This window comes from Bacillus sp. Hm123 (assembly GCF_051842975.2).
GTDB lineage: Bacteria > Bacillota > Bacilli > Bacillales > Domibacillaceae > Bacillus_CE.
Genome location: NZ_CM200277.1, coordinates 990,291 through 1,003,394 on the forward strand (window position 1 = coordinate 990,291; position 13,104 = coordinate 1,003,394).

Annotated in this window: 12 protein-coding genes; 10 read left to right on the plus strand and 2 right to left on the minus strand. The window is 38.7% G+C overall.

What is annotated here, in order from left to right; all coding sequences use genetic code 11:
- Window positions 1–135: 135 nt before the first annotated feature.
- The 10 genes from ACSVDJ_RS05200 to pepF all read left to right on the plus strand — a co-directional run bounded on the left by ACSVDJ_RS05200 (window position 136) and on the right by pepF (window position 11,350).
- A complete protein-coding gene (locus ACSVDJ_RS05200; RefSeq protein ID WP_439169622.1) occupies window positions 136–1,782 on the plus strand; it encodes a peptide ABC transporter substrate-binding protein in 1,647 nt (548 codons plus the stop codon).
- 127 nt (window positions 1,783–1,909) lie between these two features.
- Window positions 1,910–2,839: an oligopeptide ABC transporter permease gene (gene opp3b / locus ACSVDJ_RS05205; protein ID WP_439169621.1), complete on the plus strand. Its 930-nt coding sequence runs from the start codon at window positions 1,910–1,912 to the stop codon at window positions 2,837–2,839.
- A gap of 5 nt (window positions 2,840–2,844) precedes the next feature.
- Window positions 2,845–3,867 carry an oligopeptide ABC transporter permease gene (opp3C, locus tag ACSVDJ_RS05210; protein WP_439169759.1) on the plus strand — a complete coding sequence of 341 codons (1,023 nt, stop codon included), beginning with the start codon at window positions 2,845–2,847 and terminating at the stop codon, window positions 3,865–3,867.
- A 23-nt stretch (window positions 3,868–3,890) separates the two neighbouring features.
- Window positions 3,891–4,958 carry an ABC transporter ATP-binding protein gene (locus ACSVDJ_RS05215; RefSeq protein ID WP_439169619.1) on the plus strand — a complete coding sequence of 356 codons (1,068 nt, stop codon included), beginning with the start codon at window positions 3,891–3,893 and terminating at the stop codon, window positions 4,956–4,958.
- 1 nt (window position 4,959) lies between these two features.
- Window positions 4,960–5,892, plus strand: a complete 933-nt coding sequence (gene oppF, locus ACSVDJ_RS05220) for an oligopeptide ABC transporter ATP-binding protein OppF (RefSeq protein WP_439169618.1) — start codon at window positions 4,960–4,962, stop codon at window positions 5,890–5,892.
- A 195-nt stretch (window positions 5,893–6,087) separates the two neighbouring features.
- On the plus strand, window positions 6,088–6,657 hold the full coding sequence (locus ACSVDJ_RS05225) for a GNAT family N-acetyltransferase (RefSeq protein ID WP_439169617.1): 570 nt from the start codon (window positions 6,088–6,090) through the stop codon (window positions 6,655–6,657).
- 277 nt (window positions 6,658–6,934) lie between these two features.
- Entirely contained in the window at window positions 6,935–7,330 is a 396-nt protein-coding gene (gene spxA, locus ACSVDJ_RS05230) for a transcriptional regulator SpxA (RefSeq protein ID WP_095479844.1), read from the plus strand.
- A gap of 246 nt (window positions 7,331–7,576) precedes the next feature.
- Window positions 7,577–8,233: an adaptor protein MecA gene (mecA, locus tag ACSVDJ_RS05235; RefSeq protein WP_439169616.1), complete on the plus strand. Its 657-nt coding sequence runs from the start codon at window positions 7,577–7,579 to the stop codon at window positions 8,231–8,233.
- A gap of 105 nt (window positions 8,234–8,338) precedes the next feature.
- Window positions 8,339–9,472, plus strand: coding sequence for a competence protein CoiA (locus tag ACSVDJ_RS05240; RefSeq protein WP_439169615.1), 1,134 nt, complete (start codon window positions 8,339–8,341; stop codon window positions 9,470–9,472).
- Between the two features lie 60 nt (window positions 9,473–9,532).
- Complete coding sequence (gene pepF / locus ACSVDJ_RS05245) at window positions 9,533–11,350, plus strand: oligoendopeptidase F (protein ID WP_439169613.1); 1,818 nt, start codon at window positions 9,533–9,535, stop codon at window positions 11,348–11,350.
- 419 nt (window positions 11,351–11,769) lie between these two features.
- On the opposite strand, the gene ACSVDJ_RS05250 is transcribed toward pepF, so the two are convergent.
- A complete protein-coding gene (locus ACSVDJ_RS05250; protein WP_518620598.1) occupies window positions 11,770–11,874 on the minus strand; it encodes a hypothetical protein in 105 nt (34 codons plus the stop codon).
- A gap of 394 nt (window positions 11,875–12,268) precedes the next feature.
- On the minus strand, window positions 12,269–13,063 hold the full coding sequence (locus ACSVDJ_RS05255; RefSeq protein ID WP_439169758.1) for a ClpXP adapter SpxH family protein: 795 nt from the start codon (window positions 13,061–13,063) through the stop codon (window positions 12,269–12,271).
- Window positions 13,064–13,104: the final 41 nt, after the last annotated feature.

Genomic DNA, 13,104 nt, shown 5'->3' on the forward strand with positions numbered 1-13,104 from the left:
ACAAAAAAATAGAATTATTACAATAGAGCGAATAAAATGTAAAATAATTATTGCAAAAAAGTTAAGATCGTTTATAATTAGTAAATAAATCTTCTGAATAATCAGCAAGATATCTTAAGTTGAGGGGGTTTTTGAATGAATAAGAAGAAAATGTCTATTTTTCTGGTGCTGTTGCTAACAATGAGTACGTTTTTAGCGGCTTGTGGCGGCGGTGAAGAGAAGGAAAGCTCAAAAGGCGACAACAAAGCAAGTGATAACAAACAGGTATTAAATTTAACGACTACTCAAGATATTCCTTCAATGGATGCAAGCATCGCAACGGATGCTGTTTCTTTTGAAGTTCTAAACAACACGATGGAAGGTCTTTATCGTTTAGGTGAAAATGATAAAGCGGTTGAAGGGATCGCAGAAGGTGAACCAACGATTAGCGAAGACGGTAAAACATGGACATTCAAATTAAGAGAAGCGAAATGGTCGAATGGTGATCCAGTAACGGCTAATGATTTCGTCTATTCTTGGAGACGTGCATTAAATAAAGATACAGCTGCTGAATACGCTTACATTATGTATGATATTAAAAATGCTCAAGCGGTAAACGAAGGAAAAATGAAACCAGAAGAGCTAGGTGTCAAAGCGCTAGATGAAAAGACATTAGAAGTTCAATTGGAAAATGCTGTTCCTTACTTTAAAGAATTAACAGCTTTCGGAACATTCATGCCATTGAATGAAAAATTCGTGACGGAGCAAGGCGACAAGTTTGGTCTTGAGCCAGAGACAACATTATACAACGGTCCGTTCACACTATCTGAGTGGAAAAAAGAAGATAAGTTCGTCATGAAGAAAAACCTAGAATATTGGGATGCGAACACAGTAAAGCTTGAAGAAATTCATACGAAAGTAGTAAAAGATGTACAAGCTGATGTCAACTTGTTCGAAAGTGGAGATGCCGATCGTATTATTGTAGCATCTGAATTTGTGGACAAGTACAAAGACCGAGAAGAATTCTTTACATTTGATCAAGCGTCAACATTCTTTTTACGTTTAAACCAAAAGAATGAAGTATTGAAAAACGTCGATGCGCGTAAAGCAATTGCGATGGCTTTTGACAAAACAGGTGTTACAGATGTCATTTTAAATAACGGTTCAAAACCAGCAGATTATTTTGTACCAGCGAACTTTGTTCAAGGTCCAGATGGGAAAGACTTCCGTGAAACGGCTGGTAATTACTTAACAACAGATGTTAAAAAAGCACAAGACCACTGGAAAACAGCGAAACAAGCGCTTGGTCAGGACAAAGTAACGTTAGAATTACTTACGTATGATGACAGCACAGCTAAAAAAGTAAGTGAATATATGAAAGAACAGCTTGAGACAAACTTAGAAGGCTTAACAGTGAACATTAAATTACAGCCATTTAAGCAAAAGCTTGATCTTGAAACAAAAATGAATTATGACTTCTCAATCTCTGGTTGGGGTCCAGATTATCTTGATCCAATGACATATCTTGATATGTTTGTCACAGGTGGAGCACATAACCAACAAGATTATTCAAATCCAGAATACGACAAATTGATTAAAGAAGCAAAAACGACACTAGTGATGGAACCAGAAAAGCGTTGGGAAAACTTAGTGAAAGCTGAGAAAATCTTATTAGAAGATGATGCAGCGATCGCTCCGTTATATCAAAGATCACGCGCTTACTTACAAAATACGAATGTAAAAGGTATCCTACTTCACAATGCTGGTGGAGATTACTCTTACAAGTGGGCTGAAATTCAATAAGAATGTGCCAGAAATAAAAGGGGAGGGTGTATGCTTTTTTAAAAGCATATACTCTCCTTTTTCCCGAATTAAGGGTTATTTGTCAGAATAAAAAGAATTTTTATTATAAAGTAAAGGAGGGGTAAAAGTGTTAAGATACACGCTTAAACGGCTATTTTATATGCTTATCACTTTATTAATTATTGCAACGATTACATTCTTCTTAATGAAACTTCTTCCTGGGTCTCCATTAACGAATCAAGAAAAGCTTACTCCAGAGCAGCAAGAAATTATTCTTGATAAATATGGACTCAATGATCCTCTTCCAGTTCAATATGTGAACTACATGACAGGTTTATTCCAAGGAGATTTAGGGTTGTCTTTCCAATACGATAACCGCCCCGTATCGACGATGATTGTCGAACGGATTGGGCCTTCCGCATTATTAGGTTTCCAGGCGATCGTTTTAGGAACAATTATTGGTATGATTTTAGGATTAGTAGCAGCATTAAAACATAATACGACAGCTGATTACGTAGCAACAACCTTGTCTGTTTTAGGTATCTCCATCCCTTCCTTTGTATTTGCTGGATTATTACAATACTATTTAGCGGTTCAATGGGATGTATTGCCTGTATTGGGTTGGGAAGATTTCTCTCATTCCATCTTACCAACGATCGCGCTATCGGTTTTTGTCATTGCTACGGTTGCCCGTTATATGCGATCTGAACTATTAGAAATATTAAGCTCAGATTATATTATGCTAGCTCGTGCGAAAGGAATTAGTGCGACTAGTATTATGGTGAAACATGCCCTTCGTAATGCGCTCATTCCGATTATTACCTTACTGGGTCCACTTGCCGTGAACATTATGACAGGTTCCCTTGTGGTTGAAAAGATTTTTGGTATACCAGGCTTAGGTGATCAATTTGTGCGTTCCATTACGACAAATGATTTTACAGTCATTATGGGGATTACTCTTTTCTATAGTGCTTTATTTATATTTGTTGTCTTTATTATTGATATTCTATATGGAGTAATCGATCCACGTATCCGTATAAGTGGAGGGAAGAAATGATGAACATGAATAAATTACAGACGAACGATCAACTTTCTAAAGATCTTTTCCAACCTGCGGATCGACGTGAACATGATGCTGAAAAAATTAGTCGTCCGAGCTTGAACTTTTGGCAAGACTCTTGGCTGAGATTAAAAGGAAATAAAGGGGCTATTATTGGTCTTATCCTAATTATCTTCATTTCATTTATGTCGATTTTTGGACCGTCGATGAATGAATATACGTATAAACAGCAAAATATTTCTCATGCGAAACTTCCACCGAAAGTAGCTGGGCTTGAAAATATTAGCTGGTTGCCGTTTGATGGGAAAGATAAAGATGGCTTTGATATGTATGAAGCAAAGAACGTCAAAGAATATTACTGGTTTGGAACAGATGACTTAGGTCGCGATTTATGGACGAGAACGTGGTATGGAACACGTATTTCGATTTATATCGGGGTACTTGCAGCGGTCATCGATTTAATTATCGGGATTGCTTACGGGGGAATTTCAGGCTTCTACGGTGGCCGAGTCGATACCGTCATGCAAAGGATTATCGAGGTTTTAATAGGAATTCCAAACCTTATTGTGGTGATTCTGTTTATTCTCATTTTTGATCCAGGTATTTTCTCGATTACGATGGCGATGGTTATTACTGGTTGGGTGAGTATGGCAAGGATTGTACGTGGACAATTTTTGAAATTAAAAAATCAAGAGTTTGTGTTGGCTTCACGTACGCTCGGTGCATCAAACAACCGTTTAATTTGGAAGCATTTAATGCCGAACGTCATGGGACCGATTATCGTAACAACGATGTTTACGATTCCGAGTGCGATTTTTACAGAGGCGTTCTTAAGCTTTATCGGTTTAGGTATTCGTCCACCGGAAGCATCTCTTGGATCATTAGTGAATGATGGTTTTAATTCATTGCAAATGTACCCGCATATGTTAATTATTCCATCAATCATTATCAGTATGTTAATTTTAAGCTTTAACTTACTAGCTGATGGATTGCGAGATGCACTTGATCCGAAAATGCGTAAATAATAGAAGGAAAGGAGAAAACAACAATGAATAAAGTACTTGATGTGAAGAATTTGCACGTCTCCTTTGATACGCATGCGGGCGAAGTGAAAGCAGTGCGTGGAGTGGATTTCCACTTAACAAAAGGGGAAACGTTGGCGATCGTAGGAGAATCAGGTTCAGGAAAATCGGTGACGACGAAAACATTAATGCGATTAATTCCGAACCCTCCTGGACGTATTAAAGCAGGGCAAATGTTATTTGAGGGAAAAGACTTAGTACAATTGCCTGAAAAGGAAATGGAGAAAGTTCGCGGAAAAGAAATTTCGATGATTTTCCAAGATCCGATGACATCATTAAACCCAACGATGACGGTTGGAAAACAAGTGATGGAGCCGCTGATTAAGCATCAAAATATGAGCAAGGATGCGGCGAAAAAACGAGCGGTTGAGCTACTAAGTCTCGTTGGGCTTCCGAATCCAGAGGAGCGAGTAAAGCAATATCCGCATCAATTTTCTGGCGGTCAGCGTCAGCGTGTCGTGATTGCCATTGCGCTTGCTTGTAACCCGAAAATTTTAATTGCGGATGAACCGACAACAGCACTTGATGTAACGATCCAAGCACAAATTTTAGAATTAATGAAAGATTTACAGAAGAAGATCGATACATCGATTATTTTTATTACTCATGATCTTGGTGTCGTCGCGAATGTGGCGGATCGGGTAGCGGTGATGTACGGTGGTCAAATCGTTGAGACAGGGACGGTCGATGAAATCTTTTATGATCCACGTCATCCATATACATGGGGATTACTTTCTTCGATGCCGAGCTTAGAGGCATCGGAAGAAACCGCGTTATATGCCATTCCAGGGACGCCACCGGATTTGTTGAATCCACCTAAAGGAGATGCGTTCGCCCTTCGGAGTGAATATGCAATGGAAATCGACTTTGAGAAAGAACCACCGATTTATCAAGTGTCTGACACTCATTTTGTGAAATCATGGCTTTTACATCCTGAAGCACCTGAAGTTGAACCACCGTTAATGGTGCAACAGCAAAAGCGTCCAATGCCAGGCAATTATGCTAAGCCTGTATTGTTTGAGGAGGCTCGTTAACATGGCTGAAAAATTATTAGAAATTAAACATCTAAAGCAATATTTTAATGAAGGCAAGCCGAATATGGTGAAAGCTGTCGATGATGTTTCCTTTGACATTTATCGCGGCGAAACGCTAGGGCTTGTTGGAGAATCGGGCTGTGGAAAATCAACGACGGGCCGCACTATTATCCGTCTATATGATGCTACTGACGGTCAAGTATTGTTTGATGGAAAAGATGTTCACGGTAAAAAGTCAAAATCTGAATTAAAACAATTCAATCGCAAAATGCAAATGATTTTCCAAGATCCATACGCCTCGTTGAACCCACGAATGAAAGTAGCGGACATTATTGCAGAGGGTCTCGATATTCATGGACTGGTGAAGTCGAAAAAAGAGCGTATGGGAAAAGTATATGAGCTGCTTGAAACGGTTGGATTGAATCGTGAGCATGCCAATCGTTACCCGCATGAATTTTCGGGCGGTCAGCGTCAACGTCTTGGAATTGCGCGTGCGCTTGCGGTTGAGCCTGATTTTATTATTGCTGATGAACCGATCTCAGCGCTTGATGTATCGATTCAAGCACAAGTCGTGAATCTATTACAAAAACTTCAAAAGGAAAAAGGATTGACGTATTTATTTATCGCTCATGATTTATCAATGGTGAAATATATTAGTGATCGTATTGGTGTGATGTATTTCGGGAAGCTAGTTGAGTTAGCGCCGAGTGATGTGTTATATGAAAAACCGCTTCATCTGTATACGCAATCGTTGCTTTCAGCGATTCCGCTACCAGATCCGGATTATGAAAGAAATAGAGTGCGAAAAACATATAATCCGAGCATGCATCAATACACGGAAGCAGACGATGTTCAAATGCGAGAAATCGCACCTGGCCACTTCGTCTACTGCTCAGAAAAAGAAATGAAAAGGTATCAAGAGACATATAAATAAGAGATGTTCATAAGGGGCTAACTTCTGAAGTGAGAAGTAGTCCCTTATTTTTTTATGTAAAATATACGTTTAGTCATCGCGCTTATGGGAAAAGATACACATGGCTGTTGTTTTTGTTACACATCACCTTTAAATCAATGTCAAGTGAGTTCTATGAAAGTAAGACTTGATGAAGTCGAAAAAGGAGAGAATTTAATGCATTGGTACGAAAAGCTAAATCAATATTTCCCGATTGAAGAAATGAAATCAAAGGAACATATGGAAACATTGTTAAAAGAGCGCGGAGATATTTATCATAAAGATGAAGGGCCTCATCATGTCCTTGTTTATGTGGAACTCGATGAATTTGTTTTTGTTGATTATTTATTTGTATCTAAGGATGCGCGTGGTCAAGGGCTTGGTCATCAATTAATTGACAAGTTAAAGAAAAAAGAGAAACCCATTATATTAGAGGTTGAACCGGTTGATTACGAAGATACCGATACAGAGAAACGGTTGAAGTTTTATGCTCGGGAAGGGTTTGAGCATGCGACAAGCATCGGATACCGTCGACGCTCTTTAGCGACAAATGAAGTGAATGATATGGAAATTCTTTATTGGTCGCCAACACATGAATCTGAAGAAATGATTTATGAAGGCATGGTGAAAACGTATCGTCTCATTCATAAATATAAAGACGAAGAAATATATGGTGAACCATTTGATCCTGTTCATGAAGTGGTATCTTTAGAAGAAGAGAAGAAAGATGATATATTAAAAAAATGAATGTCTAGGGCAGAATTTGATGAAATAAATAAAATGACTAGATAAAAGTTTAAAGTGATTATGTTCAGGGTATATAGATATTAAATTTACTGAAGCTGAACTAACGTATTTGTTAAAATTATTATTACAAAGTAATGAAAAATGTATTCAACGATCTTCTGTTCATGGTATAATACATACTGTAGCCTTATTTAAAGATTTGTAAGTCTTTATGAACGAAGATTCCTCATGATAAACAACTGGTATTATATTTTATTTTAAGGAGTGTGATTGAGGAATGGTTACTCTATATACATCACCTAGTTGTACTTCATGCCGTAAAGCGAAAGCTTGGTTAGAAGAACATGAAATTCCTTACGTTGAAAGAAATATTTTTTCCGAGCCTTTGAGCATCGAAGAAATTAAAGGAATATTGAGAATGACTGAAGATGGCACGGACGAAATCATTTCGACTCGCTCAAAGATCTTTCAGAAATTAAATGTAGATCTTGAGATGTTGCCACTGCAAGATTTGTTTGAATTAATTCAAAATAATCCCGGATTGCTACGCCGTCCGATTATTATGGATGAAAAACGATTGCAAGTCGGTTATAACGAAGATGAAATTCGTCGTTTCCTTCCAAGGAAAGTCCGCACATTTCAACTTTTGGAAGCTCAGCGGTTGGTCAACTAACATGTATAGAATCCCCCATGCAATTGTATGGGGGTTTTATTTTTGGCATTCCCTCTTGAAATAATGAAAAGATTCAGATAGAATTGCCACACACTGATATTTTTTCTAATCTTTATATTTTCTTTTATGGCTCCTTTATCATACAATAATGATATAAGGTGATGTATATCATCAGGCCATTCTGGGAAAAGCCTAATAATAAGGGGAAAATCCTCAAGTACCCTTAGAGGGAAGGGAGAGGTAGTTATGGAAATTGAGCGCATTAATGACCACACAGTTAAGTTCTACATTTCTTACATTGATATAGAGGAGAGAGGCTTTGATCGTGATGAGATTTGGTATAATCGTGATCGCAGTGAAGAGCTTTTCTGGGATATGATGGAGGAAATTCATGACGAAGAAGGATTTACTGTCGAGGGGCCGTTATGGATTCAAGTTCAGGCCTTAGATAAGGGATTAGAAATTTTAGTCACTCGAGCTAATTTAACGAAAGATGGACAGCGTATTGAACTGCCGCTTCCCGGAGACAAATATCGGGATTTTCCGGTAGATGACCGTCTTGAAGAATTTTTAGATGAACATTTTAATGTCAACGAAGAAGGAGAAGAAGAGACAGGGTTAGAGTTTCTTCTTGTATTTAATGACTTTGAGGACATCATTCAGCTAAGTAAACGTTCGGATGTAGATGATCTTTTCACGCAGCTATATTCTTTTGATAACAAATACTATTTATATGTTGAGTTTGATGAAGAAGAGTTCGATGAAGATGATATTGAAGATACATTAAGTATTCTTTTAGAATATACTCATGAATCGGGTATGACTGTCCATAGACTTCAAGAGTACGGGACATGCGTAATGGAAAAGGATGTATTCCAAACGATCCGTCAATACTTTGACTAATATGTTCGCTGATTTCAATCTGAAATCAGCTTTTTTTTGTTATGGAAGGGATTTCTCCATACAGGTCGAATATTAAGTGTAGACTACATAACAAGGAGTGAAAATATGCTTGTTGCGTTAGATGCGAATGGAAAGCCGATAAATCTTGCGCTCAAATGGTCACAGGAACAATTAAGCATGTTAAGGAAGTCCTCTTATTCTTGTCCTCAATGTCATCATCCCGTCATTTTTAAAGCGGGAGCGATCAAAATCCCTCATTTTGCTCACAAACATACGTCCACCTGTTTTTCTTTTTCTGAAAGTGAATCAGCTCGCCATTTGCAAGGAAAAGCGGATTTGTACGCTTGGATGAGTCATTATAGTAAAGTGCGACTCGAACCGTTTTTGGCGCCGCTTTCTCAACGGCCAGATATATTGGCCGCTGATCAAATCGCCGTTGAATTTCAATGCTCCTCGCTGTCTACGCAATTGTTCATCGAGCGAACGAACGGGTATATCGAACATGGCTATTTGCCTTTTTGGATATATGGAGGCCCTACGATTGCTAGGCAAGAAAACTATTTTAAATTTACCGCTTTCCATCGGATGTTTTTTCAGTATTCTGAGGCTTTTGGGTTTTGGTTCCTAGCTTATTGTCCTGAGAAAGAAGTATGTACCTTTTATTCACGACTTACCCCTGTTACTTCCTCGTTATATACAGCTTCTGTGCAAAATATTCCGCTTTCTCGTTTATCTTTCCCTCCTTTATTTTCTCAACAGCAATCTATCCGAGGATTTTCTTTAGCTCGCTGGTTGAAGCAAAAGCATCAATGGATTCACAAACAACTTTATTTTCAACAAGGAAAATATCACCCTTTTTTCAGTGATGTCTATGAGTCAGGAAACAATCCGTTTTTATTGCCTGAATGGGTTGGTATTCCTGTTCGACATATGGCTCTGTTTAAAAGTCATCCATTAGAGTGGCAGTTTTATTTATGGAAAGAGGGGCTTTGGCATACAATAGAGGAAGCGGTGGCGCGTTTAGAAGCCTATATAGAAAAAGGAAGACTGCAGCTTAATATTTTTCCGCTCATTCAGTCCCCTAATTTATATCAGTTAGTTGAAGAATATATCTCTCTTCTACAAAAGGCTAGTCCTGAAAGTTTAAAAAGTAGTACGCATACGTATCAACAAATGGAGAGAGAAAAAAGGTTTACCGAACAATATGAAGAATGGATTATTAGACGGCTTTTTCTTTGAATTTCGATAGACGAAATACTATGATAAAGTAGTGAAATAGTAGATGTGGAGGGATTTTAGATGACAAATAATCAAAAGGCAAAACAGTTACCTTTAAGAAGTGAGGTACCCGAGGAGTTAACATGGAAGTTAGATGACATTTTTACAAGTGATGAAGCGTGGGAGAAAGAATACACGGCAGTGAAAGAACTTTCTAACAAAGCACAGAGCTTCCAAGGGACACTTGGTGAGAATGCAGAACAGCTGTATCAATTTTTCGCCTATCAAGATCAATTGTTAGAACGTATGGGCAAACTGTATACGTATTCGCATATGCGTTATGACCAAGATACGACGAATGCGCATTATCAAGGAATGGATGACCGAGCGAAAAATTTATATACACAAATTGCGAATGCATTATCATTTGCTACGCCTGAATTGTTAGCGATTGATGAGGATAAGTTAAAAGCATTTGTCGATCAAGATGAAAAGTTGCAAGTGTACAAGCAGGCGATTGCTGAAATTAATTTACAGCGACCACATGTGCTATCCGCGGCAGAAGAAAGCTTGCTTGCTCAAGCATCAGAAGTAACTTCAGCATCGAGCAATACATTTGGGATGTTAAACAATGCGGACCTTGAGTTCCCGACCATTATGGATGAGAATGGAGAAGAGGTGCAAATTACGCACGGACGCTTTATTCAATTTTTAGAGTCAGACGATCGTCGGGTGCGTGAAGAAGCATTTAAAGCTGTGTATGAAACGTATGGCAAGTTTAAAAATACATTTGCTAGTACGTTGAGCAGCCAAGTGAAAAAAGATAATTTTTACGCTCGTGTCCGTCATTATCAAAGTGCGAGAGAGTCGGCTCTTTCTAATAATCATATTCCAGAAACGGTGTATGATAATCTAGTAACGACGATCAACAAACATTTACCTTTGCTTCATCGCTACATTAAGCTACGCAAAAAAGTGCTTGGTGTCGATGAGTTGCATATGTATGACCTGTATACACCGCTTGTGAAAGATGTGAAAATGAAAGTCGGCTATGATGAGGCAAAAGAATATATGGTGAAAGGGTTAGCCCCGTTAGGAGACGAGTACATTAACGTGTTGAAACAAGGGCTAGATCATCGTTGGGTCGATGTCGTTGAAAATAAAGGCAAGCGCAGTGGTGCCTATTCATCTGGCGCATATGGTACACATCCATATATTTTAATGAACTGGCAAGATAACGTGAATAATTTATTTACGCTCGCTCATGAATTTGGCCATAGCGTGCATAGTTATTATACACGTGCTTCTCAACCTTATGTGTATGGCAATTATTCTATTTTTGTGGCCGAAGTGGCTTCTACGTGTAACGAAGCGTTACTGAATGATTATATGTTAAAAAATCTTGACGATGAGAAAAAGCGTTTATATATTTTGAATCATTATTTAGAAGGCTTCCGTGGCACGGTTTTCCGTCAAACGATGTTCGCTGAGTTTGAACATTTAATCCATGAGAAAGCACAAAATGGAGAAGCGTTAACGGCAGATGTCTTAACAACAGCTTATTATGAACTAAATAAAAAGTATTTTGGCGAGGACATGGTTGTCGATGAAGAAATCGGCCTAGAGTGGGCGAGAATTCCTCATTTCTACTATAATTACTACGTGTATCAATATGCGACAGGCTTTAGTGCGGCAACAGCTCTAAGCGCTCAAATTTTAGAAGAAGGCCAGCCAGCTGTTGATCGTTATATTAATGAATTCCTGAAAGCCGGCAGTTCAGACTTCCCGATCGAAGTACTGAAAAAAGCCGGAGTCGACATGAACACAGCCGCTCCAATCGAAGAAGCATGTAAAGTCTTCGAACAAAAACTAGAAGAAATGGAAAGAATGTTGAGTTAAAAGCGGAGCCGACTGTTTTGGGGCGACAAGCAGATGATAGACCGGCAAGATGGCGTTTTTCAGCCATGAAGTCGGGCTAGCATCTGACTCGAGCCCCAAGGAGGCAAAGCTGGATAGGTTAAAAGCGGAAGGCGCTTGCTCATCGGCGACAAGCAAAAGACGAGCCGTATGAAAGGTTGTTCTTTAACCTTTTAGACGGATTGGCTTTTGACCTCGAGCCGATAGCGCCTGTAGCTGGATAGGTTAAAAGCGGAAGCATCTGTTTAGCGACGTATGGACTGGACCGCTCCGCACGAGATAAAGGAAACACGATGAACGCTAGTGAATCGATGTTGACTTATCGCAAGGAGGAGAGGAGAAGTCCACTAGTCGCTAGATGCTGTAGCTAGATAAGTTAAAAGCGGAAGGCAAAAAAGTCTCTACTGTTTAAAGACTTTTTTGCCTTTTCTATTGAAAAAAAAGATAGGAACAAACAGGACGATGAAAAATAACGGTGCTGTTACGTATAAAGGATATAGTTTCATTAAACCTAATAAATTAAATAGAAAGGCGATTACGATCAAGCTGACGTAGAGCCAAAAAGCTAACCATCTCAAACAGTTTCCCTCCTTCAAAGTTATTCCAGTATATGTTAGTTTACGCTTACTATCCCATTGTTATGACAAATATGTGAAAGGTTATACAAAGTGTTGTCAATTACTATTGAAGGTGATAATATATAAAACGTGAAGTTGATCACAAACAAACATATACCCCTTTGTTTGACCGTGAAAAATTTCTCCCATCCCCTTTGTTCGTTAGAAAAGACCTTGTAGTTGATACAAGGTCTTTTCTTATGCCTTCAGATTCAGCTTTAAACAAGTAGCCGCCCGAGATCATAGGCTTAGCTTATAATCTCGGGCGGCTTAGTCTTGTGCATTATTCACTTATATATTCCCAAAAAGATCCGTATTTTGCGGGGATCTTCCGCACTTTTCGCTGTAATTGGAGTTTTTTCATAGCCATCTCTACTTCTTTGATCGGTAGATTATATACTTCGCTTACTTCTTTCGTAGCGACTAGGCGGAAGTATTGTAAAAATTCTTCTAAAGAAGGTGGAACAAGTGGCTCCGGAAGCTCCTCAAGCATCTCCTGCAAAATTTGCACATAAATCTCATAAGAATACAGACCAGAAATTTTAATACCTTCCTCCTCGATATTTTCATTAAAGAAAACAAGAGTCGGTACTTCCTCTACGTCCATTTCTGCTGAAATCTTCATATCGCATTGAAAAGCTTTCGCTGCACTGGAGGAATGAATATCGTTTAAAAACTCCGCTCTATCAAGGCCCGATTGATCAGCGCAATCTGTTAATATCGCAAGATCAGAAATATTTTCATTTTCTAAAAAAAGCTGCTCTTGTAATTTTCGTAAAAAACGGCTTCCATGTCGTCGTCCTTGCAGTTCGGCCGCTTTAATAGCGATTGACGCGATGAAAGGAGAGGAGACGGGGTTATCCATCCAAAGATTCCCGTCACAAGACATTCCCGTTCGAGTAGCTGTTGTTTGCCATTGTTTCGCTAAGCCATTGCATTTATGCTTTTGCAAGTTCAAAGTTGACAGTCTGCCCGTGAGTACTTTTTTTAAACTGAAATAATGACCATATTCGATTTGTAGCTTTCGAATAATCGGCTCTAAAGCCCAACATTCTGGGCATAGAGGATCAACAAACATATAAATCTCCAATGGTTTTTGTTGAGTTGAACAAATTCGAT